This is a genomic window from Allobosea sp. GW821-FHT10B12 (assembly GCF_059415545.1).
Genome location: NZ_JBWKNL010000014.1, coordinates 59,842 through 82,933, shown reverse-complemented (window position 1 = coordinate 82,933; position 23,092 = coordinate 59,842). Strand labels below are relative to the sequence as shown.

The 23,092-nt window shown below is 67.0% G+C and carries 25 protein-coding genes; 14 read left to right on the top strand and 11 right to left on the bottom strand.

The genetic code is table 11. The features are described from left to right. The first annotated feature begins 26 nt into the window (after positions 1–26). Both AC07O0_RS28645 and AC07O0_RS28640 read left to right on the top strand, forming a co-directional pair. A complete protein-coding gene (locus AC07O0_RS28645) occupies positions 27–1,163 on the top strand; it encodes a DSD1 family PLP-dependent enzyme (protein ID WP_494628001.1) in 1,137 nt (378 codons plus the stop codon). Between the two features lie 2 nt (positions 1,164–1,165). Continuing rightward, on the top strand, positions 1,166–1,960 hold the full coding sequence (locus AC07O0_RS28640; RefSeq protein ID WP_494627999.1) for a hypothetical protein: 795 nt from the start codon (positions 1,166–1,168) through the stop codon (positions 1,958–1,960). On the opposite strand, the gene AC07O0_RS28635 is transcribed toward AC07O0_RS28640, so the two are convergent. The 3 genes from AC07O0_RS28635 to AC07O0_RS28625 all read right to left on the bottom strand — a co-directional run bounded on the left by AC07O0_RS28635 (position 1,949) and on the right by AC07O0_RS28625 (position 4,130). After that, positions 1,949–2,416, bottom strand: a complete 468-nt coding sequence (locus AC07O0_RS28635) for a GNAT family N-acetyltransferase (protein ID WP_494627997.1) — start codon at positions 2,414–2,416, stop codon at positions 1,949–1,951. The genes AC07O0_RS28640 and AC07O0_RS28635 overlap by 12 nt on opposite strands. 32 nt (positions 2,417–2,448) lie before the next feature. Continuing rightward, the gene (locus AC07O0_RS28630) at positions 2,449–3,606 is read right to left on the bottom strand and encodes a M20 aminoacylase family protein (RefSeq protein WP_494627995.1); all 1,158 of its coding nucleotides are present in this window, start codon (positions 3,604–3,606) and stop codon (positions 2,449–2,451) included. Positions 3,607–3,731: 125 nt separating this feature from the next. After that, positions 3,732–4,130, bottom strand: coding sequence for a cytidine deaminase family protein (locus AC07O0_RS28625; RefSeq protein WP_494627993.1), 399 nt, complete (start codon positions 4,128–4,130; stop codon positions 3,732–3,734). A 219-nt stretch (positions 4,131–4,349) separates the two neighbouring features. Between AC07O0_RS28625 and AC07O0_RS28620 the strand changes: the two genes are divergently transcribed. The 8 genes from AC07O0_RS28620 to AC07O0_RS28585 all read left to right on the top strand — a co-directional run bounded on the left by AC07O0_RS28620 (position 4,350) and on the right by AC07O0_RS28585 (position 12,554). Then, complete coding sequence (locus AC07O0_RS28620) at positions 4,350–5,165, top strand: molybdate ABC transporter substrate-binding protein (RefSeq protein ID WP_494627991.1); 816 nt, start codon at positions 4,350–4,352, stop codon at positions 5,163–5,165. A 16-nt stretch (positions 5,166–5,181) separates the two neighbouring features. Beyond that, entirely contained in the window at positions 5,182–5,664 is a 483-nt protein-coding gene (gene tsaA, locus AC07O0_RS28615; protein ID WP_494627989.1) for a tRNA (N6-threonylcarbamoyladenosine(37)-N6)-methyltransferase TrmO, read from the top strand. A gap of 139 nt (positions 5,665–5,803) precedes the next feature. Then, the gene (locus AC07O0_RS28610; RefSeq protein ID WP_494627987.1) at positions 5,804–7,342 is read left to right on the top strand and encodes a serine hydrolase; all 1,539 of its coding nucleotides are present in this window, start codon (positions 5,804–5,806) and stop codon (positions 7,340–7,342) included. 16 nt (positions 7,343–7,358) lie between these two features. Next, positions 7,359–7,688, top strand: a complete 330-nt coding sequence (locus AC07O0_RS28605) for a hypothetical protein (protein WP_494627985.1) — start codon at positions 7,359–7,361, stop codon at positions 7,686–7,688. A gap of 126 nt (positions 7,689–7,814) precedes the next feature. Continuing rightward, positions 7,815–8,843: an amino acid ABC transporter substrate-binding protein gene (locus AC07O0_RS28600; protein ID WP_494627983.1), complete on the top strand. Its 1,029-nt coding sequence runs from the start codon at positions 7,815–7,817 to the stop codon at positions 8,841–8,843. A gap of 122 nt (positions 8,844–8,965) precedes the next feature. Then, positions 8,966–10,129 (top strand): amino acid ABC transporter permease, encoded by a 1,164-nt coding sequence (locus tag AC07O0_RS28595; RefSeq protein ID WP_494627981.1) that lies wholly within the window; start codon positions 8,966–8,968, stop codon positions 10,127–10,129. After that, positions 10,126–11,172: an amino acid ABC transporter permease gene (locus AC07O0_RS28590; RefSeq protein WP_494627979.1), complete on the top strand. Its 1,047-nt coding sequence runs from the start codon at positions 10,126–10,128 to the stop codon at positions 11,170–11,172. The genes AC07O0_RS28595 and AC07O0_RS28590 overlap by 4 nt, the downstream gene beginning before the upstream one ends. Before the next feature lie 80 nt (positions 11,173–11,252). Further along, positions 11,253–12,554 carry a hypothetical protein gene (locus tag AC07O0_RS28585; RefSeq protein WP_494627977.1) on the top strand — a complete coding sequence of 434 codons (1,302 nt, stop codon included), beginning with the start codon at positions 11,253–11,255 and terminating at the stop codon, positions 12,552–12,554. Here AC07O0_RS28585 and AC07O0_RS28580 read toward each other — a convergent pair. The 5 genes from AC07O0_RS28580 to AC07O0_RS28560 all read right to left on the bottom strand — a co-directional run bounded on the left by AC07O0_RS28580 (position 12,502) and on the right by AC07O0_RS28560 (position 15,828). Beyond that, positions 12,502–13,065, bottom strand: coding sequence for a hypothetical protein (locus AC07O0_RS28580; protein ID WP_494627976.1), 564 nt, complete (start codon positions 13,063–13,065; stop codon positions 12,502–12,504). The genes AC07O0_RS28585 and AC07O0_RS28580 overlap by 53 nt on opposite strands. Continuing rightward, entirely contained in the window at positions 13,058–13,624 is a 567-nt protein-coding gene (locus AC07O0_RS28575) for a hypothetical protein (RefSeq protein ID WP_494627974.1), read from the bottom strand. Before AC07O0_RS28575 ends, AC07O0_RS28580 begins: the two co-directional genes overlap by 8 nt. Continuing rightward, positions 13,621–14,217, bottom strand: a complete 597-nt coding sequence (locus tag AC07O0_RS28570; RefSeq protein ID WP_494627972.1) for a hypothetical protein — start codon at positions 14,215–14,217, stop codon at positions 13,621–13,623. The genes AC07O0_RS28575 and AC07O0_RS28570 overlap by 4 nt, the downstream gene beginning before the upstream one ends. A gap of 71 nt (positions 14,218–14,288) precedes the next feature. Continuing rightward, positions 14,289–15,035, bottom strand: a complete 747-nt coding sequence (locus tag AC07O0_RS28565) for an acetoacetate decarboxylase (protein WP_454025187.1) — start codon at positions 15,033–15,035, stop codon at positions 14,289–14,291. A 10-nt stretch (positions 15,036–15,045) separates the two neighbouring features. Next, complete coding sequence (locus AC07O0_RS28560; RefSeq protein ID WP_494627970.1) at positions 15,046–15,828, bottom strand: 3-hydroxybutyrate dehydrogenase; 783 nt, start codon at positions 15,826–15,828, stop codon at positions 15,046–15,048. 208 nt (positions 15,829–16,036) lie between these two features. Here AC07O0_RS28560 and AC07O0_RS28555 point away from each other — a divergent pair, with 208 nt between their 5' ends. After that, on the top strand, positions 16,037–17,206 hold the full coding sequence (locus tag AC07O0_RS28555) for a patatin-like phospholipase family protein (RefSeq protein WP_494627968.1): 1,170 nt from the start codon (positions 16,037–16,039) through the stop codon (positions 17,204–17,206). Between the two features lie 14 nt (positions 17,207–17,220). Here AC07O0_RS28555 and AC07O0_RS28550 read toward each other — a convergent pair whose 3' ends face one another. Further along, positions 17,221–17,532, bottom strand: a complete 312-nt coding sequence (locus AC07O0_RS28550; RefSeq protein WP_494627966.1) for a DUF1272 domain-containing protein — start codon at positions 17,530–17,532, stop codon at positions 17,221–17,223. Positions 17,533–17,594: 62 nt separating this feature from the next. Here AC07O0_RS28550 and AC07O0_RS28545 point away from each other — a divergent pair, with 62 nt between their 5' ends. Continuing rightward, positions 17,595–18,644, top strand: coding sequence for a GlxA family transcriptional regulator (locus tag AC07O0_RS28545; RefSeq protein ID WP_494627964.1), 1,050 nt, complete (start codon positions 17,595–17,597; stop codon positions 18,642–18,644). Positions 18,645–18,740: 96 nt separating this feature from the next. Here the strand turns inward: AC07O0_RS28545 and AC07O0_RS28540 are convergent, their stop codons facing one another. Then, a complete protein-coding gene (locus AC07O0_RS28540) occupies positions 18,741–19,223 on the bottom strand; it encodes an Lrp/AsnC family transcriptional regulator (protein ID WP_110491760.1) in 483 nt (160 codons plus the stop codon). A 173-nt stretch (positions 19,224–19,396) separates the two neighbouring features. Between AC07O0_RS28540 and AC07O0_RS28535 the strand changes: the two genes are divergently transcribed. Next, positions 19,397–19,999: a hypothetical protein gene (locus AC07O0_RS28535; RefSeq protein WP_494627962.1), complete on the top strand. Its 603-nt coding sequence runs from the start codon at positions 19,397–19,399 to the stop codon at positions 19,997–19,999. Between the two features lie 110 nt (positions 20,000–20,109). Next, positions 20,110–22,503, top strand: a complete 2,394-nt coding sequence (locus AC07O0_RS28530; protein ID WP_494627960.1) for a thiamine pyrophosphate-binding protein — start codon at positions 20,110–20,112, stop codon at positions 22,501–22,503. Positions 22,504–22,609: 106 nt separating this feature from the next. Here the strand turns inward: AC07O0_RS28530 and AC07O0_RS28525 are convergent, their stop codons facing one another. Next, positions 22,610–23,086, bottom strand: coding sequence for a hypothetical protein (locus AC07O0_RS28525; RefSeq protein WP_494627958.1), 477 nt, complete (start codon positions 23,084–23,086; stop codon positions 22,610–22,612). Between the last annotated feature and the right edge of the window lie 6 nt (positions 23,087–23,092).

Sequence of the window (23,092 nt, the reverse complement as noted above, 5' to 3'; positions counted from 1 at the left end):
AGCTGATTCACCAGATTCGAGAGCCCATGCCCCTTTCTCCGCCGGCCCGGCCCGGACAGCCTTTCGCCGAGATCGACACCCCCGCCTTGATCATCGATCTCGACGCCTTCGAGCGCAATCTCGTCACCATGGCGGCCTTTGCCGAGGCGACGGGCGTGCGTCTGCGCCCGCATGCCAAGACGCACAAGTGCCCCGAGATCGCCCTGCGCCAGATCGCCCATGGCGCGGTCGGGCAGTGCTGCCAGAAGGTCGGCGAGGCGGAGATCCTGGTCGCCGGCGGCGTCACCGACGTGCTGGTCACCAACGAGATCGCCGGCGCCAGCAAGCTCGACCGGCTGGCCAAGCTTGCCCGCGACGCCCGCATCGGCCTCTGCGTCGACCATATCGACGGTGTGCGCGAGGCGGCCGAGGCGGCGGCACGCAACGACGTCGTCCTCGACGTGCTGGTCGAGCTCGACATTGGCGGGCGCCGCTGCGGCGTCGCGCCCGGCGAAGCAGCGGTCCGGCTCGCCGAGGCGGTGGCGCGCAGCAACACGCTGCGCTTTCGCGGCGTGCAGGCCTATCACGGCTCGGCCCAGCACATGCGCTCGGTCGACGAACGCAGCGAGGCGATCGAACGCGCCGGCCTGCTCACCCGCAACGTGATCGAGCGTCTCGCCCAGGTCGGCCTCGCCTGCGAGACCGTCGGCGGCGCCGGCACCGGCACCTTCGAGCTGGAGAGCCGCTCCGGCATCTGGAACGAGCTGCAATGCGGTTCCTACATCTTCATGGATGCCGACTACGCCCGCAATCGCATGGCCGACGGCTCGACCTTCCACACCTTCCAGCACGCGCTGTTCGTGCTCGCCGGGGTGATGAGCAAGCCTGTGCCGGACCGCGCCATCGTCGATGCCGGCCACAAGGCGGCGGCGGTTGATTCGGGCATGCCCGTGCCGTGGCAGCGCGACGGCGTGATCTACACAAAACCCTCCGACGAGCACGGCATCCTGACCGGCGACCCCGTCGCCGTGCCGCATCGCGGCGACCGCATCCTGCTCGTGCCCGGCCATTGCGACCCGACCGTCAACCTGCACGACTGGTATGTCTGCGTCCGTGGCCTCAATGGCCCCGACGCCCATGTCGAGGCGGTCTGGCCGGTCGCGGGGCGCGGCGCTCTCAGCTAAGAGTGCTCGCCGAATTTGCCCTGCGTGCTCTGACGCCGGCAGCGCCGCTGGCGCGCCGGTTCGGCCTGTTGCGGGAGGGCATCGCGCTCTGGTCGCGCGGCCTGCGCCAGCGCAAGGCCTGGGAGCCACATCAGGCCCGCTGCCGCGCCATCATCGCCGAGGTCGCAGCCGCTCTGCCGCAGCGGCGCAAGGTCGTCGTGCTCGGCTCCGGCCCTGCCCGCGATATCCCGCTCGACTTGCTCCGCGCCAGTTTCGACAAGGTCGTGCTCGTCGACATCGTCCATCTGCCGCTGCTGCGTCTGAAGCTCTGGCGACAGGAGAAGGTGAGTCTGATCAGCCGCGATCTCACCGGCGCGATGGCCTGGCTCGCCGGCGAGGTGGAGGGACGGCAGGACCCGCTCGCCGATCTCGCCAACGACGACAGCATCGATCTCGTCATCTCCGCCAACCTGCTCTCGCAGCTGGCCTGGCCGGTGGCCGAATGGCTCGAGGACAATCCCGCCCGCGCCGCCGCCCTGCCTGACAATCTGCCGGCTCGCTGCATCGCCTGGCATCTCGACGATCTCGCCCGCTTCAGGGGCCATGTCTGCCTGATCAGCGATGTCGAGATGGTCGAGCGCGACCGCGCCGGGACGATCCATGAACGGCTCGACCTGATGTATGGCGTCGCATTGCCGAACGAGGACGAGAGCTGGCTCTGGCCCGTCGCGCCCTTCGGCGAAGCCGAGCGCGACCGCGAGTATGTGCACAAGGTCTGCGCGTGGCGACGATTCGAGGGCCGCTCGTCAGCTCTCTGACACCGTGTAGACCTTGTGGACCACGCCGTTCTCGGTCCTGTGGGTCCGGAAGCCTCGTGCCTCGTAATAGGCAAGGCCCATCGGGTTGTCGTCGCGAATAGCGGCGTCGATCCGGCCGATACCCCCCTCCGAAGCAGCCTGCCGCGTGACCGCGAACAGCGCCGTGCCGACCCCCATCCGGCCGGCGCGCGGCGAGACATGCGTCCCGATGCTCCCCCAGCCATCCGGCGTTCCGTAGGGATCGCCTGGCCGCGCCCGGCGCAGCGACTGGAAACCGAGGACCGCCCCGGCATCGTCGAGCGCGACCGTGCAGGCGACACGGTCCGGGTGGGCGATATAGGTTGCAAGGACGAAGTCGGGATCGCTGGGACGCTCTCGCCCATACGCGGCGATGATGGCACGCAGGACCGCGCTCATCTGCTCAGCGTCGCCGGTGACGGCAGGTCGTGTGCGCATTCCGCCAAATCCTCCCACTGCGAGGTTTGTCATCACGCCACCGCCAGCCGCCGCCTGACGATCTCGGTGTGAAAACGTGCGCCGTGGATCAGCCCTTCGTCGTCAAAATCATAGCGTGGGTTGTGCAGCGGCGCGCTGTTGCCATTGCCGACGAATGAGAAGCAGCCCGGCACATGCGCGAGGAAGCGCGCAAAATCCTCCGAGCCGGTGAAAGGCTCCGACACCACCGAGACATTCTCGCTGCCGAGTACCGCGCGCGCCGTCTCCAACGCCGCTTCTGTCTGGGCCGGCTGATTCAGCAGCGGCACGAATTCGCGGGTGTAGGTGACCGATTGCTCGACATTGTAGGCGCGCGCGATGCCTTCGCTGATCACCCGCATCTGCGCCTCGATCTCGGCGCTGACCTCGGGATGGAAGCTGCGGGCATCGCCGAGAATACGCGCCTGCCCCGGCAGGGCGTTGCGGGTGCCGTCGGTGAGCAGCTCCGTTACCGAGACCACGGCGATCTGCGCCGGGCTGAGGCGGCGCGAGACGATGGTTTGCAGGCTGGTGACCAGAGCGCAGGCGGCAACCAGGGTTTCGTTGCCGACATGCGGACGGGCAGCATGGCCGCCGACCCCGGTGAGGACGATCTCGAAATTATCCTCCGCCGACATGATCGACCCGGTGCGGGTCTGGAATTGGCCGACCGGCAGCCCCGGTGCGTTGTGCAGCCCGTAGATCTCCTCGAACGGGAAGCGCTCCATCAGCCCGTCATCGAGCATGGCGAGCGCACCGCGTCCCCATTCCTCCGCCGGCTGGAAGACGAAGCGCACCGTGCCGTCGAAGCCGCCCTCCTGCGCTAGCAGCTTGGCGGCTCCGAGCAGCATTGCGGTGTGCCCGTCATGACCGCAGGCGTGCATGACGCCGGGATTGCCCGAGCGATAGGGCAGCTCGCCCTGCTCGGGGATGCGCAGTGCGTCCATGTCGGCCCGCAGCGCGATCGCGCGGTTGCCGCTGCCGCGCGTCAGCGTGCCGACGACACCGGTGCCGCCGATGCCCTCGGCGACATCGTCGAGCCCGAACTCGCGCAGCTTGGCCGCGACGAAGGCGCTGGTCCGCGTCTCCTCGAAGCCGAATTCCGGATGAGCGTGCAGATCGCGGCGCCAGCCGGTCATCTCCTGCACGAGCTTGTCGAGATCGATCGTCACGGGCTGTCCTCGCCTGTTTCACTCGGCCGGAAGACTATGCCTGCGCCAGCGCAAGAGGCGCTGCAAATGTCGAGCCGATTTGCAAGCTTGTTTCGCGGATTCCTGCCGCCTCCTGCGAGCTGGAGCTAGGCCGGCGGCGCGCACGCATCGCTGTAGGGCAGCAACTGCGCCAGCGTGACGACCGTGTCCTTGGCCACGATGACCGAGGTCCCCCAATTGTCCGGATCGACCTGGCGGATCAGTTCGCGGCAACGGCCGCAGGGTGGCATGATCTCGCCATCGGCATTGACCGCGACGATCGCCCGGATCCTGGTCTGCCGGCTCTTCAGCATCTCGGCGATCGCGGCATGCTCGGCGCAGAAGCCGAGGCTGCAGGCGGTGTCGATGCAGATGCCGGTATGGACGCTGCCCGTGGCGTCGAGCAACGCCGACGCCACGCCGCCGGCCGAACAGTCTTCCGAACAGGCGAAATCGCCGGCGATCTGAAACGCCGCCGCGATGAGGGCCTCGCTATCGAAACGCATCACCGCGATCTCCATCGTGTTTGCCCGGCCGCGTCACCGCGTGGGAACCCGCAAGGGCCGTCCGATGCACCATAGTGGTGGAAGGCGACAAGTGCCCGCTCGGCCGGTAGGGTATCGCATTGGCCGCTGTCGCCAGGAACCCGCACGGGGGCCGGATGACGAAGCGACCGACGGCCCGCTGCTTTTCTTCGCGGATTCCGGGCGAACCGAGGGCATGACGTGATCCGCAAACTTGTTCTCGCCATTGTCGTCAGCTTGTGGCCCGCGCTGACCTCGGCGCAGCAGGCCCAGAAGCCGGTGCTGCTCCATGCTGCCGGCAGCCTGAAGAATGCGCTGACCGAGGTCGCAAAAGCTTTCGAAACCTCGACGGGCGTCCCGGTCAAAACCAGCTTCCGCCCCTCCGGCCTGCTGCGCGAGGCGCTCGGCAAGGGCGAGCCGGCCGAGGTGTTCGCCTCGGCGAACATGGAGCACCCGCTGGCCCTGGCGAAAGACGGCAAGGCCGGCCCCGTCGTGCTCTTTGTCCGCAACGAGACCTGTGCCTTCGCCCGCCCCGGCTTGGAGGTGACCAGCAACACGCTGCTCACTTACATGCTCGATCCCAAGGTCAAGCTCGGCACCTCGACGCCGAAGGCCGACCCCTCGGGCGACTATGCCTGGCAGGTCTTCGCCAAGGCCGAGGCGCTGAAAGCCGGCGCCAGGGCAACGCTGGAAGCCAAGGCGCTGCAGCTCGTCGGCGGTCCCAGCAGCACCCCGACCCCGCCCGACCGCAACGGCACCGGCCACCTGCTGGCGACCGGCGCCGCTGACCTCTTCCTCGGCTACTGCACAAATGCCGACCCGATCGCCCGCGAACAACCCGGCATCCGCATGGTCAGGTTGCCGGCTAATCTACTGGTCGGCGCCGATTACGGACTCACGGTGATGAACGGCGCTTCGCCCGACGCCTATCGGCTGGGCATGTTCATCCTCTCTCCGGACGGGCAGCGCGTCCTGGCCCGGCACGGCTTCGTCGCGCCAGGCCTGCCGCGCGAGTGATGGCGGGAGGTCTCGGATGACGGATTGGCAAATGACCCGGCCGGGCGAGACCGAGGCGCCCTTGCCCGAGCGAAGCGACGCCCGCCTCGTCTTCATCGGCCGCATCCGCACGCCCTTCGCGACGCGCGACGACTGCCCGCGCCAGGGCAGTCAGGACGGGCCGCTCTGCCGCGTCGAGGTCGACGCGCATTGGCGTGCGGCACTCGAGGGCATCGAAGCCTTCGCCGAACTCGACCTGCTCTACTGGATGCACGAGGCGCGGCGCGATCTGCTGACGCAGACGCCACGCGGCGGCGGCACGCTCGGCACCTTCGCGCTACGCTCGCCGGTGCGGCCGAACCCGATCGCATTGTCGCGGGTGAAGCTGGAAGGCGTCGAGGGTGGGACCTTGCTGGTGCGCGGGCTCGACTGCCTGGACGGCACGCCGCTGCTCGACATCAAGCCGTTTCGCGACAGCCCCGCTGTCTCCCCGCACCTTGTGGGAAAGGGCTCGGCCTGAGGCCGGCCGATCCCGTCACAATCTCCTGATCCTGTTTACCCAGGGTCAGAACTCGGCATGAGATCGTCACGCCGCCGGCGGGTCCGCCTGCTTTCGATCGCACGGTCTGTCGGCTTGCCGATGCCTTGGGGGATAGTGAATGAAGCGCATCATCGGAGCCGCGCTCCTGCTTGGCCTCGCTGCTGTTTCGGGCGTGTCGAACACCAGTGCACAGCAGCCCAGCCAGGCTTCGATCGAAGCGTTGCTGCCGGAGTTCGAGAAGCAGGTCTCCGAGGGCATGAAGGCCTTTTCGGTGCCGGGCGTCGCAGTCGGCATCGTCCATGACGACAAGCTGATCTACGCCAAGGGCTTCGGCGTCCGCGAATTCGGCAAGCCGGAGCAGGTCACGCCCGAGACGATCTTCCAGGTCGGCTCGACCACCAAGGCCTTCCTCGCCACCACCTTGGCGCAGGCGGTCGATGCCGGCCGGCTCGGCTGGACCAATCCGGTCAGCGACCACATCCCCGATTTCCAGCTCGCCGACCCCTGGGTCACCCGCGATTTCCGCGTGCTCGACCTCGCCGCCCAGCGCTCCGGCCTGACCCCTTACGTCAATGACGCACTCACCATGCTGGGGTACGACAAGCAGACGCTGATCCGTTCGCTGCGTGTCGCGCCCCAGCTCGGGACGTTCCGCTCCGATTTCCGCTATCTCAACATCCCCCATGTGGTCGGCGGCGAGATCGTCGCCAAGGTCAACGGAACGCCGTCCTGGTTCGATTCGCTGAAGACCAGCCTGCTGACCCCGCTCGGCATGGCCGCGACGACCGCCACGGCCGAGGCGATCGCCGCCGCTCCCAACCATGCGCAGGGCCATCGCCTCGCCGACAAGCCCGTCGCCGTGCCCTTCCATCCGTCCTTCCCCTATGCGCTCGGGCCGGCCGGGGCGTTGAACTCGAACATCCCAGACATGGCCAGATGGCTGCGCCTGCAGCTCGGCCGCGGCCAGTTCGAGGGCAAGGTCCTGGTCTCAGAGGACAATCTCGATGTCACCTGGACGCCACGTGTCGCCATGAACGAGCGCACGTCCTATGCCGTCGGCTGGGTCGCGACCGCGACGCCGCGCGGCCGGATCATCTGGCACAATGGCGGCACCGCCGGCTTCGGCGCCCATGCCGGCTTCCTGCCGGACGGCAAGACCGGCATCGTCATCCTGACCAATCTCGAGAATGGCGGCATGCCGGATTCGCTGGCGATGTGGTTCTACGATCGTGTGCTCAGCAATCCTGCCGTCGACAATATCGCACTCGGGGCAGCCGCTCTGAAGACACGTCGCGAGGCAGCCCATGCCGAAGCGGCCGGTTTCGTGCCCGGCCCCCTCTCGCCGCTCGCCGCCGCCTTCGCCGGCAGCTACGCCTCGCCAATCCTGGGCGATGCCACCGTCGCGCTCGCTGACGGCAAGCTTGGCCTCAGACTGGAGAAGACTGAGGCGCAACTCCTGCTCGAGCCCAACAAGGACGATCCCTATCTCTTCCAGGCGCGCCTCGCGCCGGTCGGCGCCTTCGTCGCGCCAGCCGAAATGTCCGGCAGCGAACCCTTCGTCCGTTTGCGCTTCGAGACCGACGCCGCCGGCAAGATCGCGCAGATGCGCTGGCTCAGCCCCGAGCTGCCGCATAGCTTTGCGCGTTCGGCCCAGTGACGGAAGGGACAGCATCATGACGATCCGTTCCGTTCTCCTGTCGTTCGGCATCATCTTCGCCGCCAGCTCCAACGCCTCGGCCGCGCCTGCCTTCGCGCCTCCGCCCGAGACTGCTGCCTCCCTACCGGTCGAACCTGCCCGCTCGGCTCTGCGCAAGTTCTTCGACGCGCTGGGCGAAGACGATGTCCATGACGACCATTACGACTGGAACGACTACCGCGACGCGACCTCGCGCAAGGACCGCATCCGCGACTACCAGCGCATGCAGATCGACGCGCAGAAGGACTATTGGCGCCAGCAGAAGGACATGCAGAAGCGGGCGGTCAAGGCCCAGCGCGGCTGGTAGACCGCTGGCGCGACAGCCGCGTCAGGGCCTGGCAGGAAACTCTCTCACCCCCCTTACCTTCCCCTGCCCGGCTGTTGCATAGTCGCCCGGACGTGGCGTCATGACGCTACAGGATGGGGAATGGACATGAAGACGATCACTTTCGCCGCGGCGCTCCTCGCCGCCGGCACCCTCGCCGCTTCCGCGCAGCAGCTCGCGCCCAGCCCGACGCTCGACGCGATCAAGGCGCGCGGCCACATCGAATGCGGCGTGCATCTCGGCCTGCCTGGCTTCTCCTTCGCCAATGACAAGGGCGAATGGACCGGTCTCGACGTTGATTACTGTCGCGCGCTCGCCGCCGCCGTGCTCGGCGACGCCAGCAAGGTCAAGTACACGCCGACCTCGGTGCAGCAGCGCTGGCCGATCCTGCAATCGGGCCAGGTCGACGTGCTCTCGCGCAACTCGACCATCACCTTCTCGCGCAACGCCACGCTCGGCCTCAACTTCCAGGGCATCAACTTCTACGAGGGCCAGACCTTCATCGTCCGCAAGAAGGCCAACGTGAAGTCGGCCGAGGAGCTCGACGGCGCCTCGGTCTGCGTCGCCGCCGGCTCGACCGAGGAGAAGAACGCCGCCGACTGGTTCCGCGAGCGCAACCTGAAGGTCACCATCACCAATTTCCAGAAGAACGACGATGCCATCACCGCCTATGACAGCGGCCGCTGCGACGCCTATACCGCCGGCGTCGGCGCCCTCGCCGGCCAGCGCGCCAAGCTCAAAGTCCCGGACGACCACACCATCCTGACCAAGCCGATCTCGAACGATCCGCAGGGCCCAGTGACCCGCTATGGTGACGAGCGCTGGCAGCTGATCGTGCGCTGGGTGCTGAACGGCACCATCGCCGCCGAGATGCTCGGCGTCACCTCCAAGAACGTCGACGAGATGAAGGCGAACTCGAAGAACACCGAAGTCCGCCGCCTGCTCGGCGCCGAGGGCGGCTTCGGCGCGATGATGGGCCTGCCCGACGACTGGATGTACAAGGCGATCAAGCAGGTCGGGAACTATGGCGAGAGCTATGAGCGCACCGTCGGCCTGGGCTCGCCGCTGAAGCTCGAGCGCGGCCAGAACCAGCTCTGGACCAAGGGCGGCCTGCTCTTCACCCCGCCGTTCCAGTGAGACGACCCCGTCATGGTCGGGCTTGACCCGACCATCTCGGAAACCAGCCTTCGTGTCAGGAGATTCTCGGGTCGCAGCTTGGCTGCGCCCGAGAATGACGCCCCAAGCCGGATGGCCGCCCCTTGAGCAAAGCCTTCGCCTTCATCAACGACAAGCGCGTCCGCGACGTCTTCTACCAGGCGGCGCTGCTGATCGGGCTTGCGACGCTGCTGGTCTATTTCATCCGCAACGCCTCGCAGAACATGGTCCAGGCCGGCATCGCCTCGGGCTTCGATTTCCTCTGGCGTACCTCCGGCATCGAGGTGCCCTTCGTCCTGACCAACTACACCCAGTCGGACAACATCCTGTCGCTGTTCTGGGCCGGCGTCGCCAATACGATGCTGGTCACGGTGATCGCGCTGGTGCTGTCGACGGCGCTCGGCTTCCTGATCGGCATCGCCCGACTCTCCTCGATCTGGCTGGTCCAGGCCATCGCCGGCGCCTATGTCGAGTTCGTCCGCAACATCCCGCTGCTGTTCTTCGTGCTGTTCTGGTATTTCGGCGTCATCGCCGCCTTGCCGGCCCCGCGCGAGAGCCTCTCGGTCTTCGGCGTCGCCTTCCTCAACAATCGCGGCCTGACCATCCCGCTGCCGGATGCCGGCGCGAACTTCAAATACGCCTTCATCGCCATCGCGATCTCCTGCCTGCTCCACTGGCTCTTTTTGCGCTGGGCCAAGCGACGCAAGGAAGCGACGGGCAAGGACGCGCCGGTGCTGCGCGTCGGCTTCGTCCTGCTGCTGCTCGTCCCCCTCCTCGCGCTGGCCTGGGCGACACTGGCGACGCGCTGGGACATCCCCGTCCTGCGCGGCTTCAACTATCGCGGCGGCTTCGTCGTCATCCCCGAATTCGTCGCGCTGCTGGCGGCGCTGGTCACCTACACTGCCGGCTTCATCGCCGAGATCGTGCGCGGCGGCATCCAGTCGGTGCCGCATGGCCAGATCGAGGCGTCGAGCGCACTCGGCCTCAGGCCCGGCCAGACGCTCCGGCTCGTCACCATCCCGCAGGCGCTGCGGGTGATGACGCCGCCGATGACCAACCAGTATCTCAACGTGCTGAAGAACTCGTCCTTCGGCGCCGCCATCGCCTATCCCGACGTGGTCAGCCTGTTCATGGGCTCGGCGCTCAACAATACCGGCCAGGCGATCGAGATCATCGCGATGACGCTCGCGGTTTATCTCGTCATCGGCCTCGCCGTCTCGGCTTTCATGAACTGGTACAATGCCCGCATCGCGCTGGTGACCCGATGAGTGCCGCTGCCTCCCTCCCGACCAGCTGGCGCGAGCGCCTGTTCGGCAGCCCCACCATCACCGTGGTGACGCTGCTGCTCGCGGCGCTGATCGCCTGGATCGCCGTTCCGATCATCCGCTGGGCCCTGATCGACGCGACCTGGAGCGGCCAGACCCGCAATGACTGCACTGGAACCGGCGCCTGCTGGGTCTTCGTCAAGGCGCGCTTCGGCCAGTTCATGTACGGGTTCTATCCGATCGAAGAGCGCTGGCGGCCGAACCTCGCCGGCCTCGCCTTCGCGCTCTCCGGCGCGGCGATCGTCCTCGCGCCGAAACGGCTGAAGCTGAGCCTCGGCCTTGCCGCGCTCGTCATCCTGCCCCCGCTCGGCGTCTGGCTGCTCGGCGGCGGCTTCGGCCTGCGCGCGATCGAGACGCGCGAATGGGGCGGGCTGATGCTGACCGTCTTCATCTCGATCTATGCCAGCCTGATCGCGATCCCGCTCGGCATCCTGCTCGCGCTCGGCCGCCAGTCCGAGCTCAAGGTGATCAAGCTGATCTCGGTGCTGTTCATCGAGTTCTGGCGCGGCGTGCCGATCATCGCGGTGATCTTCCTGGCCTCGCTCCTGCTGCCGCTGATCATGCCGGCCGGCATCGGCGTCGACCGGCTGGCGCGCGCCGTGATCGGCCTCGGCTTCTGCATCGCCGCCTATATGGCAGAAGCGGTCCGCGGTGGCCTGCAGGCGCTGCCAAAGGGCCAGCGCGAGGCGGCGACCGCGCTCGGCCTCTCCTACTGGAAGGCGACCTGGTTCATCATCCTGCCACAGGCGCTGCGCATCTCGCTGCCGGCGATCACCAACGAGTTCATCGCGCTGGTCAAGAACACCACGCTCGTCCTCGTTGTCTCGATCCTGGACCTGCTCGGCATCGCCCAGGCCTCGCTCGCCGATCCCAACTGGGTCGGCATGAACATGGAGGCCTATGTCTTCTCCGGCGGAATCTACTGGCTGATCTGCTTCGCGCTTTCGCGCTGGAGCCGCAGCCTGGAGACGAAGCGAGGGCGGTAGCGTTCCGCCGTCATGCTCGGGCTTGCCCTGAGATGACAGCGGGGTTCACCCTCCGGGCCTGAGCCTGTACAACCCGGGCCATGCAAGAGATCGCCGGCCTCGCCCGCCTCTTCCTCCGGCTTTGGCGCCAGGCCTGGCCCGTCCTGCTGCTGCTCGCGACGCTCGGCTCCATCGCCAACGAGCTCCTGCTGCCGCTCGCGGTCAGACTCGGCTATCTCAACAGCCTCGCGGGCTTTGCCGTGCTCGCGCTGCTGGTCCTCGCCAAGCTCGTCGTCACCGTACTGATGTTCGTCGCCCTGCGGCCCTATCTGCCGGCGGTCGCGGCGCTGCAGATCGCCGGTGCGAGCCCGCAACCCGATAGTCCGCAGCCGGCCGGCGCCCGCGCCGTGATCGGTCTAGTCGCCCTCGCGCTCGTCCCGTTCTTCGCCTACTACGCCGCCTGGGGCTTCCTCGGCGACACCGTCCGCGACTACTCGGTCAGGGCCCTCTCCGCTGCTGCCCTCGGCGAGAAGGTCAACGTCCTCGACGTGCCGCTCTCGCTCTGGCTCGTGCTCGCCATCGGCCTCGCCTGGCTGGTGCGCAGGCTCACCAAGGCCGCCCAGACCCGCCGGCCCTCGCCCTTCTGGCAATTCCTGGTGATCGCCTGCGACGCCAACTGGATCTTCGTCGGCCTCTACGCCTTGTCGCGCTGGAAGGACACCGGCTGGATCTGGCTCAAGACCGCCGCCCTGCCCTATCTCAGGCTCATCCACGACTGGACGCTCGCGCTGGTCGGCAAGGCGCAAGCGGCGATGTCGGAGGCGATCGACCTCGCCGAGCCGGCTTTCAGCACAAGCCTGCAGAGCCTCTTCCTCTACGCGCTGCTGCCGCTGGTCTGGCTGCTGATGGCCGCCACCATCTACGGCTACGACGCCAAGGACCCGTCTGCGCTCGCCCGCGACCGGCGCGCTGCCGCCGCCCTGGCGCGCTGGCAAGCGGCGCCGAAGGCCATTCGCGACTTCGCCGAGCATTTCATCGGCAGCTACCGCTCGCGCTATCTGCCGGTCGTCAACAGCGTCCGCCTCGCCTTCGGCGCCAGCCTCTCGGTGCTGATCGCGCTCGTCGTCGGCTATCGCTTCATCGGCTTCGCAGCTGCCTGGCTCTGGATCGGCCTCACCCGCCTGATCGGCCCGCTCGATCTCGACAGCTGGCAGGTGATCGCCAACGCCATCGCCTTCCTGCTCGGCGGCCCCAGCGAGATCCGCGGCGGCATCCTGGTCGAGAGCCTCCGCATTTGCCTGCTGGCGGCGGTGATGGAGACCGCTGTCGCCGCGCAGAGCAGTGGCAGTGCTAGCCCGGACCCGCGAAGCGCAGATAATGCGGCCGCCCGGCCGGCAGGCTGAGCACCGGCCTGACCTGCCCATTCATCCCGGCCGGAAGCACGAAGCCCTCGCTGATCCTGAGCGTCGTGCCCGCCGCCGGCTTGCTCGCCAGCGCCTGGGTGCAGGTCGGGACGGTCTGGCCGCGCCGTTCCGGCAAACGGTTGACCTCGCTTGGCGTCAGGAATTGCGGTGCCCAGCGCCGCCCGTCCGGCGCCTCCAGCACCAGCCGACAGGGCAGCACCGCGAAGGCCTCGGGATCACGCACCACTGCTTCCATGTCGAGCAGCATGACGGCCCGGCCGTCCGAGCGTTCGCCGACGCGGCGCAGGCCTGCCAGCTTCCACTCTGCTCCGCCCAGGCTCGCCGCTGTTCCGGGAGGAACCTCCCGCGCGAAGAGCTCGCGCGACCGCCACCATTCCCAGGCGTTCTCGTAGGATTGCAGAAAGAGGCCGAGTGCCAGCGCCGCCGGTAGCACCCACAGGCAGAGACGCCGCATTCGCAGAACGTCTGGGGAGACGACAACGTCACTCATAGGCGAGCTCACTCAGGTCGATCAGCGGCGCAGGCGCCTCGAGCTTCGTAGGCAAGGCAATCTCGACCTGCGTATCAAGCCGCGGCCAGCGCGAGGCCGCCACCAGCAGCGTCGCGCCCTCAACAGCCTCGCGCGGCAGTTCGAAGATGAAAATGCCGCGCTGCGGCAGGCCGGGTTCGAGCCGGTCGGTCCCGAGCAGACGCGGCGCGCCCTGGAAGCGCGGGCTCGCGACAAAACGAGCCCCTTGCGCGCTGCGCCAGATCGCGCTGCCGACATTGATCGAAGCGGGCTGCGCTTCGAGCCTCGCAATCACCAGCGCGAAGATGCCGCCGCTGTCGCGCTCGACCTCGCGGCCATAGGCCTTGAAGCGCAGCTTCTCGACGAGCAGCACAGTGTCGGCCCGCACGGAGAAGCCGCGCCCGGTGAGCGTCTCGCCGAGCGTCCCCTTGAGCGGGATCGGCCCGGTGATCTCGGCATAGCCCGGCGTGTAGCGCTGCATGCCGACCAGCAGCATGGCCGCCAGCACGAGCGCGCCGAGCTTGGCGAAAGCGCCGCTCACCGCTTCACCTCGGCAGGGATGACCGACAAGGTCGTCGCCGCGATCGGCTTGCGATTGAACCAGCCTGGCGCAGCGAGCAGGTTGTCGCGCGGCTTGAAGGTCTCGCCCGCCACGACGAGACGAAGCCGCTCCGGCGCCTTTGCACCCGGTGCCAGCCGCCAGATTACCTGCGCCCGCTCGGGCAGGCCCGGCTGCAAAGCGCTGAGCATCGCCTTGTCCCGCATCAGCCAGAAGGTCGGATTGGGTTGCAGGCCTTCGATCGCCGGCTCGACGCTGAGGATGCGCGCGAACGTATTGTCGGTTTCCGAGCTGCGATTGGCGATGTCGAGATCGAGCGCCAGGAATTGCGTCCCGTCGGGCGCAGGCGGTCCGTCCGGCCGCGACTGCGTCGTCAGCCTTGCGTCATGCAGCACGATGCGCCAGCGGCCGGCATCGAGCGGCGCGCCGGCGGCGAGCCCCGGCAGCACCGGTGGCTCCAGCGCCTCGAGCAGACTCTGACCGGAGGTGATGGCGAGCGCCAGCAATCCGCCGATGCCGATGGTAAGCTTCGAGCTGACGGCTTGGCGCAGTTTCGCCAGCCAGGAGACAATCATGCGCGCCTGAAATCCTTCGCGCCCCCGGCGCGGCAAGATAGTCGGCGCGGCCGCGAGCGCAACCCGCGGTATCAGCCTTTCATGTAGTCGTGGATCTTGCGGCCGAAGGGCAGGGTCAGGTCGGCGATGAAGTGATGCGCGCCGAGCACCTTGCGCACCGGCAGATCGGCGACCGGCGCGTTGACGTGCGGGATCAGATGCAACCGGCCAGGGCCGATCCAGGACCCCTTCACCGTGATGTCGGTGAGGTTGAGCGCCACGAGCTGGCAGATCTCCGGCTCGCCGTCGACGCCGGGGATGATCTTCAGGTTGACCTGCGTCTTGGTCAGCATCGCCGTCGTCCTGACGCCGTTGCCGGCGAGGCTCTCGTGCTTGTAGCCCATCGTGCCCATGGCGACCTGCTGGCCGGCATATTCGAGCGTGCCGGTCAGCGTGTCCTTGATCACCTCGAGCTTGGGATGGGCGTATTTCTTCGGGAAGCCCCAGATCTCGCGGCCAGCCGAGATCGGCGGCTCGAGGTCGAGATACATCTGCGAGACGAAGCTGACCTCCTCCTCGCCGAAGGTGCAGGGGATGATGATCCCGGTCTCGGTATAAGTGCCGAAGCCGGAGGAATCCGGCATCTTGATCCACTCGTAATGCACCACCGGCTGGGCGATCGGCATCAGCGGCTCGGGCAGATGATGACGGATCAGCTCCGGATCGGTCTCGTAGCTGATGATCATGTATTCGCGATTGACAAAGCGATATGGCCCGGCCGGATAGCTCGGCCCGGCGAGCGGCATCGAGGGCAGGTCCAGGATCTGCTGGCGGTTCATGATCGTGCCCTCACTGCGCGGTCCAGCCGCCATCGACCGGCAGGATGACGCCGGTGATCGACTTTGCCGCATCGGAAGCCAGGAAGACAGCGAGCGCCGCCACCTCCTCGCTGGTGACGAACTGCTTGGTCGGCTGGGCGTGCAGCAGGACATCGTTGATGACCTGCTCCTTGGTGAGGTTGCGCGCCGCCATGGTCTCGGGGATCTGCTTCTCGACCAGCGGGGTCCAGACATAGCCCGGGCAGATCGCGTTGGCGGTGATGCCGAAGGTCGCCGCTTCCAACGCGACCGTCTTGGTCAGCCCGGCGATGCCGTGCTTGGCCGCGACATAGGCACTCTTGAACGGCGAGGCGACCAGCGCATGGGCCGAGGCGGTGTTGATGATCCGGCCCCATTTGCGCTGCTTCATCCCCGGCAGCGCCGCCCGGATGGCGTGGAAGGCGGCCGAAAGGTTGATCGCGATGATCGCGTCCCATTTCTCGACCGGGAACTCCTCGACCGGCGAGACGAACTGGATGCCGGCATTGTTGACCAGGATGTCGACGCCGCCGAACTCCGCCTCGGCTTCGGCGATCATCGCGGCGATTGCGCCGCCATGGGCCATGTCGGCCGGCGAATAGCGCGCCTTGACCCCGAAATCGGCCTCGATGCCAGCGCGCTCGGTCTCGATCGCTTCCGGCTCGCCGAAGCCGTTGATGACGATGTTGGCGCCCTCGGCCGCATAGGCCCGGGCAATCGCGAGACCGATGCCGGAGGTCGAGCCGGTGATGACGGCTGTCTTGCCCTTGAGCATGCTCTGATCTCCCAGCCGCGAGAACACGACGCGAAGCTTGCGTCGCAAGGTCCATGCCGCTGAGGTGGAAGAGCAAGCTGACGGGGAGATGAAGCTTGTCTGACGAGCAGGTGACACCGATATCCATATCCGCCCGCGTCACATGCCTGTCACGGCATACCCATCACAGATGAGCCAAAATCCCGCCAGAGCGAACGGAATCCGCGCCATGAACGCCCCTTTTGCGCCATCCCCGTCCTCCACCGACCGCTATCTCGGCTGGCGGCCCGAGCGCTGCGACCGCGTCGCGCTCGTGCTCCAAGGCGGCGGCGCGCTCGGCGCCTACCAGGCCGGTGTCTACCAGGCGCTTCATGAGGCCGACATCGCTCCGGATTGGGTTTCGGGCGTCTCGATCGGCGCGATCAATTCGGCGATCATCGCCGGCAATCCGCGCGAGCGCCGCATCGAGCGGCTGCAGGAATTCTGGGACCGCATCACCGACCGCAAGGTCTGGTGGTTCACGCCCGAGGGCGACATCTTCCGCCAGGCGCGCAACGCGACCTCGTCCTTCCTCACCACGGTGCTCGGTCAGCCTGGCTTCTTCGAGCCGCGGCGCACCAATGCCTGGCTGGCGCCGGCCGGAGCGAGCGATGCGACCAGCTTCTACGACACCTCGCCTTTGCGCGAGACCCTGCTCGAGCTGGTCGATTTCGACCTGATCAACAGCAAGCAGACCCATTTTTCGGTCGGCGCCGTCAATGCCCTCTCCGGCAATTTCGTCTATTTCGACAACACGCTGGAAGAGATCACGCCCGAGCACGTCATGGCCTCGGGCGCCCTGCCGCCGGCCTTCCCGACCGTGCAGATCGGCACCGAGCATTATTGGGATGGCGGCATCGTCTCGAACACGCCGCTGTCGCATCTGCTCGCCCAGGACGACACGCTGAACTCGCTGATCTTCCAGGTCGACCTGTTCTCGTCACGCGGGCCGATGCCGCGCACGATGCAGGACGTGATGGGCCGGCACAAGGACATCATGTATTCCTCGCGCACCCGCATGGTCACCGACCTCTTCCAGACCTTGCAGGGCTGGAAGAAGAAGACCCATGAGGCTCTCAGCCACATCCCCGAGGACGCCCTGAGCGACGAGGACCGCAAGCTCCGCGACGAGCTCGCTTTGATCCCCGAGCACACCATCCTGCAATTGATCTACCAGCAGAAAACCTATGAGAGCCACGCCAAGGATCACGAGTTCTCGCGCACCTCGATGAAGGATCACTGGCATTCCGGCTATGAGGACACCAAGCAGACGCTGACCCGCAAGGACTGGCTGGTGATCCCGCCGGACGGTGCTGGCATCTGGACGCACGACGTCCATCGCGACTTCGAGCGGCGCTGAGCGCAAGCGCCCGATCAGCGCTCCTGCGGCGGCACGTTGCGCAGCAGCTCGGTGCGCTCGCGCCGCTGCGCTTGCGTCCATTGCGAATGATGACGCTTCGTGCCCGCCGGGCGGCTCGCCAGACCAAGGCCTAGCCCGCCCCAATCGCCGACCGGGCGGACCGGGCGCTGCACGAAGCCGCCACCGCAGCTCGGGCAGACGTTCTCAAGTGTCTTCTCAGCGCACTCCGCACAGTAGGTGCATTCATAGCTGCAGATCCGCGCCTCCAGCGAGGCCGGCGGCAGGTCGCAGTCGCAGAGTTCGCAGTTCGGCCGCAGCTCCAGCATGGCGTCTTTCCTTTCGTTGTGGAGACTGGATGCCATGAGCCGACGATGTCATAAATGACAAGATGACCTCGTTTCCTGCCATGACTGCCCCGGCGCCCATCCGCGTCGTCATCGTGCTGTTCCCGCGCACCAAGCTGCTCGACGTCACCGGCCCCTTGCAGGTTTTCAATGACGCCAAGCGCGCCGATGGCAGTCCGGTCTACGAGATCGCCCTCACCTCCGAGCTTGGCGGCCCAGTCGAGACCGACGCCGGCGTGCCGTTGCCGAGCATCACGCTCACCAAAGCCGCGGCCCGGCCGATCGACACGCTGCTGGTCTCGGGCGGCCGCTCGGCGCTGGAGGCGGCCGGCTCGGCGGCTCTGCTCGCCTTCGTGCGCGAGCAGAGCGGCAGTGTCCGCCGCCTCGGCTCGATCTGCCTTGGCGCCTTCATTCTCGCCGCCGCCGGCCTGCTCGATGGCTGCGAGGCGACGACGCATTGGGAATACACCGAGCGCCTCGGCGCGGCCCATCCGGCGACCACGGTAAGACCGGATGCGATCTTCGTCAGCAATGGCCGGATCTGGACCTCGGCCGGCGTCTCCACCGGCATCGACATGGCGCTCGCCATGGTCGAGGAGGACTTGGGACGCAAGGCGGCGCTCGATCTGGCGCGCGATCTCGTGCTCTACCTCAAGCGCCCCGGCGGCCAGGCGCAGTTCAGCGGCGAATTGCAACGCCAGTCGCGCGATGCCGCCGGCCGCTTCGAGGCCCTGCATGCCCATATGCGTGAGCACGCCGCGGGCGACCTCTCCGTGCCCGAGCTCGCCCGCATCATGGCGATGAGCCCGCGCCATTTCGCCAGGGTCTACGCGCAGGAGACCCGCATCAGCCCGGCCAAGGCGGTCGAAGCGGTCCGGCTCGATCTCGCTCGCGACCTGCTGGAAGAAACGGATATCGGCATCCAGCAGATCGCGGTCCGCGCCGGCTTCGGCGATGATGAGCGCCTGCGCCGCGCCTTCCTGCGCCGCTATGGCGTCGCGCCGGGCGAGTACCGGACGCGGTTCGGGAAAAGTGACCAACCCCGTCATTCCGGGGCGCCGCGCAGCGGCGAACCCGGAACCCAGAACCGATGAGACCAATCGCGGAGGCGACGGGTACACCCATCGCCAAAAGGCATCGGTTCTGGGTTCCGGGCTCAGGCCTTCGGCCTGCCCCGGAAAGACGGTGCGCTAGCCCCGCCCCAGTTCCACCGGCACCGAATAGGAGCGCTTCACCCGTCCGAGTGCGAAGCTCGATTCGATCGAGGCGACATTGTCGAGCCTGGTCAGCTTGTCCTTGAGGAAGCGCTCATAGGCGGCGAGGTCGCTGACGATGATGCGCAGGAGATAGTCGCGCTGCCCGGTCATCAGATAGCAGTCGGCCACCTCGGGCCAGCGCGAGACCGCGGCGGCGAAGCGGTCAAGCTCCTCCTCGCGCTGGCGCTCCAGCTTGATCGAAGCGAAGACCGAGACGGGCAGGCCGAGCTTCTCCTGGTTCACGATGGCGACATAGCCCTCGATGATCCCGGCCTCCTCCAAGAGGCGCACCCGCCTTGCGCAGGGGCTGGGCGAGAGCCCGACCTTGCCAGCCAGTTCCTGCACACTGATGCGCCCGTCCGCCTGCAAGGCCTGGACGATGCGGCGATCGATCTCGTCGAGCTTGAACTCCGGCATTTTCCCTCACCTGACGCCGCGAACTTAGCGGAAACCGCCAAGAGCGAAAGAGCCAGGCAATGATTGTGACATTCCCGTCACGGTTGCAGTTTTGCTTGGCTTTCAGCATTGGCGAGCGCTGGCTAACGGACGCGACTCAGGTCTAGTCGGGTTCCCTCCTCTCGGAATCCGACATGCTCAACCGCCTGTTTTCGCTCTGCCTTCTCGCGGCAGCTCTGTCCGGCTGCGTCAGCGTCCCTAATCCGCTTTCGCCGCCACAGGTCGAGGCGCTCCGCCTGACGACGGTTGCAGTCGAGGTCGATCCCGCCGCCGTCCTGTGGTGGGGCGATGGCGACCGGGCCTACGCGCGCAGCAAGGGCTTGCCGGAGCAAGAGGCGGAGGAGCTCTCGAAGACGGCGGAGGCACGCGCCTTCATCGCCAAGACCGCCTCGGACAAGATTTCCAAAGCGCTGGAACACGAGCTCCGGCCGCTTCTCGCTGGCCAGCGGCCGGTGAAGATCATGGTGACGCTCCGCAATCTCCGCCTGACCTCGATCATTCAACGCATCCTGGTCGGCGGCCCGCACGAGATGACGGCGGACGTGACGATCGTCGATGCGAAGAGTGGCGCACCGATCCTGGTCCGGACCGGGCTGCGGGTAATCGCACGCGCTGGCGAGGGCATCGGCGGCACGCTGATCGACGCTGCTTTCCTCGCCGAGCCGATCGACCGGCTCACGGTCAACTTCGCCATGGAGTTCAGGGATTGGCTGTTGCCACAGCAGCAGCCCCAATAGGGATTGCCTCCTCATCTTAGCGGTTTCCGCCAAAACAGCTGGCGCAGCAGCCGATCTTTGGCTGCCTTCGCCACGCGAACCATGCATGATGGCCTGCGCTGGAGGCCATCATGTCCGATCCCCGTCTGCCCATCCTCGCCGAGCTCGAGAAGAAGATCCTCTGGCTGGCTTCATGGACGATCCACAACGCCAACCATATCCGCTCGAACGAGGACGGGATGAAGGTCGGCGGCCATCAGGCTTCCTCGGCCTCCCTCACCACCATCATGACGGCGCTCTACATGGCGGCGCTGAAGCCGCAGGACCGCGTCGCGGTGAAGCCGCACGCCTCGCCGGTCTTCCACGCCATCAACTATCTGATGGGCCTGCAGACGCAGGAGAAGCTCGAGAACTTCCGCGGCTACAAGGGCGCGCAGAGCTATCCCTCGCGCACCAAGGACATCGACGACGTCGATTTCTCGACCGGCTCGGTCGGCCTCGGCGTCGCCCAGACGCTCTTTTCCTCGCTGGTCCAGGACTATGTGAAGGCGCATGGCTGGGGCGGGGATACGCCGGAAGGGCGCATGGTCGCGCTGATCGGCGATGCCGAGCTCGACGAGGGCAACATCTTCGAGGCCCTGATGGAGGGCTGGAAGCATGGCGTGCGCAACACCTGGTGGGTGATCGACTATAATCGCCAGTCGCTCGACGCCGTCGTCCGCGAAGGCCTCTACGATCGGATCGAGCAGATGTTCCGCGCCTTCGGCTGGGACGTCGTCACGCTGAAGTACGGATCGCTGCAGCAGGCAGCGTTCAAGGAGAAGGGCGGCGAGCGGCTGAAGGTCTGGATCGATTCCTGCCCGAACCAGCTCTATTCGGCCCTGACCTTCCAGGGCGGCGCCGCCTGGCGCAAGCGCCTGATGGATGATCTCGGCGACCAGGGCCCGGTCACCAAGCTGATCGAGAAGCGCTCCGATGCCGAGCTCTCGGCGCTGATGTGCAATCTCGGCGGCCACGACCTGCCTTCGCTGCTCGAAGCCTTCGAAGGCATCGATCACGACCGTCCGGTCTGCTTCCTGGCCTATACGGTCAAGGGCTTCGGCCTGCCGCTCGCCGGGCACAAGGACAACCATGCCGGCCTGATGACCAAGGAGCAGATGGAAGGCTTCAAGGCCGCCAACAAGGTCCGGCCCGGCCATGAATGGGATTTGTTCGAGGGGCTGACCCTGCCGGAGAAGGAGATCCGCGCCTTCCTCGACAAGGTGCCGTTCTTCGCCAAGGGCCGTCGGCGTCATTCGGCCCCTGCCCTGCCGGTTCCGGCCAAGCTCGAAGCCGGCATCCAGGCGACGATGTCGACGCAGATGGGCTTCGGCAAGGTGCTCGACGAGCTCGCCAAGCTCGGCGGCCCGCTCGCCGACCGCATCGTCACCACGGCGCCCGATGTCACCGTCTCGACCAATCTCGGGCCGTGGGTCAACCGGCGCGGCCTGTTCGCGCGGGCCTCGATGGCCGACACCTTCAAGGACGAGCGCATCCCCTCGATGCAGAAATGGGAGTTCTCGCCCAAGGGCCAGCATATCGAGCTGGGCATTGCCGAGATGAACCTGTTCATCAACCTCTCGGCGCTCGGCCTCTCGCATTCGATCTTCGGCGAGCGGCTGATCCCGATCGGCACGCTCTACGACCCCTTCATCTCGCGCGGCCTCGATGCCCTGAACTATGCCTGCTACCAGGACGCCCGCTTCATGGTGGTGGCGACACCGGCCGGCGTCACGCTGGCGCCCGAGGGCGGCGCGCACCAGTCGATCGCGACACCATTGATCGGCATGAGCCAGGACGGGCTCTGCGCCTTCGAGCCGGCCTTCGTCGACGAGCTCGCCGTGATGATGCGCTGGTCGTTCGAATACCTGCAGAAGGATGGCGAGGGCGATCCGGACGAACGCACCTGGCTGCGCGACGAGACCGGCGGCTCGGTCTATCTCAGGCTCTCCACCCGCCAGGTCGAGCAGCCCAAGCGCGCCATGACGCCGGAGCTGGAGCGCGACATCATCGATGGCGCCTACTGGCTGCGGAAGCCCGGCCCGAATGCCTCCGTCGTCATCGCTTATACCGGCGCCGTCGCGCCCGAGGCGATTGAGGCCGTCGGCCTGCTCGGCGAGGACCGGCGCGATGTCGGCCTGCTCGCGATCACCTCGGCCGACCGGCTCAATGCCGGCTGGCAGGCGGCCGAGCGGGCGCGCCAGCGCGGCAATCACGCCGCGACCAGCCATGTCGAGCGCCTGCTCGGCGAGCTCTCGCGCGATTGCGGCATCGTCTCGGTACTGGATGGCCATCCGGCGACTTTGGCCTGGCTCGGCAGCGTCCACGGCCACCGGCAGAAGGCGCTCGGCGTCGAGCATTTCGGCCAGACCGGCACGGTCGCCGACCTCTATCGCCATTTCGGCATCGACGCGAACGCGATCGTCCATGCGGCCAACGCCGCCGCGCCGGGCCGGCCGGTCAGGTATCTGAAGGCGCTGCCTTGATGGAGGTCGTCATGCTCGGGCTTGACCCGAGCATCTTGGAAACCAGTTCTTTCTGGTCACGAGATTCTCGGGTCTGCGCTTCGCTTCGCCCGAGAATGACGCGGAGTTACGCCTCGCCGGCGTAACGGCTGTGCAAGTAGGTATCGAGATCGGCCTCGCGGCGCGGCGACAGCAGGAATTGTCGCCAGGCCGCGGTCTCGTGCGAGACCGCCGTCATCTCCCAGATGCAGAAGGTCCCGCGATGGGCATGAGGGGCGTCGAACGGCGCGAACGCCGTCATGCCCTCGTCGATGAACTGCACGGTCTCCCAGAGCTCATTGGTGCCTCGCCAGGTGCAGAGCAGCAGGAAATGGAAATGCTCGCCGCAGCGATGCAGGATGGCGAAACCGACCTCGCCTTGCCGGCCGCTGGCAAATCCCTCTGCCGCCTCCTGCGCCAGCGCGACGATCGAGGCCTCGATGCCGGCTTCGGCGATCTCGTACCATTTCAGCACGGCCTGCGGCGTGACGAGATTGTTGCCCGAGGTCAGCTGTTTCAGCTGCGCGCCCTGTCCTGCCGGGGCATCCATTTCGACGATCCGCACCGCAAT

Bases quoted from the DNA above. Each gene is read 5' to 3' on its own strand.
- AC07O0_RS28585 (WP_494627977.1), top strand. From the start codon at position 11,253: ATGCAAGAGATCGCCGGCCTCGCCCGCCTCTTCCTCCGGCTTTGGCGC.
- AC07O0_RS28590 (WP_494627979.1), top strand. From the start codon at position 10,126: ATGAGTGCCGCTGCCTCCCTCCCGACCAGCTGGCGCGAGCGCCTGTTC.
- AC07O0_RS28610 (WP_494627987.1), top strand. From the start codon at position 5,804: ATGAAGCGCATCATCGGAGCCGCGCTCCTGCTTGGCCTCGCTGCTGTT.
- AC07O0_RS28545 (WP_494627964.1), top strand. From the start codon at position 17,595: ATGACCTCGTTTCCTGCCATGACTGCCCCGGCGCCCATCCGCGTCGTC.
- AC07O0_RS28530 (WP_494627960.1), top strand. From the start codon at position 20,110: ATGTCCGATCCCCGTCTGCCCATCCTCGCCGAGCTCGAGAAGAAGATC.
- AC07O0_RS28605 (WP_494627985.1), top strand. From the start codon at position 7,359: ATGACGATCCGTTCCGTTCTCCTGTCGTTCGGCATCATCTTCGCCGCC.
- AC07O0_RS28625 (WP_494627993.1), bottom strand. From the start codon at position 4,130: ATGCGTTTCGATAGCGAGGCCCTCATCGCGGCGGCGTTTCAGATCGCC.
- AC07O0_RS28535 (WP_494627962.1), top strand. From the start codon at position 19,397: ATGCTCAACCGCCTGTTTTCGCTCTGCCTTCTCGCGGCAGCTCTGTCC.
- AC07O0_RS28550 (WP_494627966.1), bottom strand. From the start codon at position 17,532: ATGCTGGAGCTGCGGCCGAACTGCGAACTCTGCGACTGCGACCTGCCG.
- AC07O0_RS28580 (WP_494627976.1), bottom strand. From the start codon at position 13,065: ATGAGTGACGTTGTCGTCTCCCCAGACGTTCTGCGAATGCGGCGTCTC.
- AC07O0_RS28570 (WP_494627972.1), bottom strand. From the start codon at position 14,217: ATGATTGTCTCCTGGCTGGCGAAACTGCGCCAAGCCGTCAGCTCGAAG.
- AC07O0_RS28635 (WP_494627997.1), bottom strand. From the start codon at position 2,416: ATGCGCACACGACCTGCCGTCACCGGCGACGCTGAGCAGATGAGCGCG.
- AC07O0_RS28540 (WP_110491760.1), bottom strand. From the start codon at position 19,223: ATGCCGGAGTTCAAGCTCGACGAGATCGATCGCCGCATCGTCCAGGCC.
- AC07O0_RS28560 (WP_494627970.1), bottom strand. From the start codon at position 15,828: ATGCTCAAGGGCAAGACAGCCGTCATCACCGGCTCGACCTCCGGCATC.
- AC07O0_RS28555 (WP_494627968.1), top strand. From the start codon at position 16,037: ATGAACGCCCCTTTTGCGCCATCCCCGTCCTCCACCGACCGCTATCTC.
- AC07O0_RS28600 (WP_494627983.1), top strand. From the start codon at position 7,815: ATGAAGACGATCACTTTCGCCGCGGCGCTCCTCGCCGCCGGCACCCTC.
- tsaA (WP_494627989.1), top strand. From the start codon at position 5,182: ATGACGGATTGGCAAATGACCCGGCCGGGCGAGACCGAGGCGCCCTTG.
- AC07O0_RS28565 (WP_454025187.1), bottom strand. From the start codon at position 15,035: ATGAACCGCCAGCAGATCCTGGACCTGCCCTCGATGCCGCTCGCCGGG.
- AC07O0_RS28645 (WP_494628001.1), top strand. From the start codon at position 27: ATGCCCCTTTCTCCGCCGGCCCGGCCCGGACAGCCTTTCGCCGAGATC.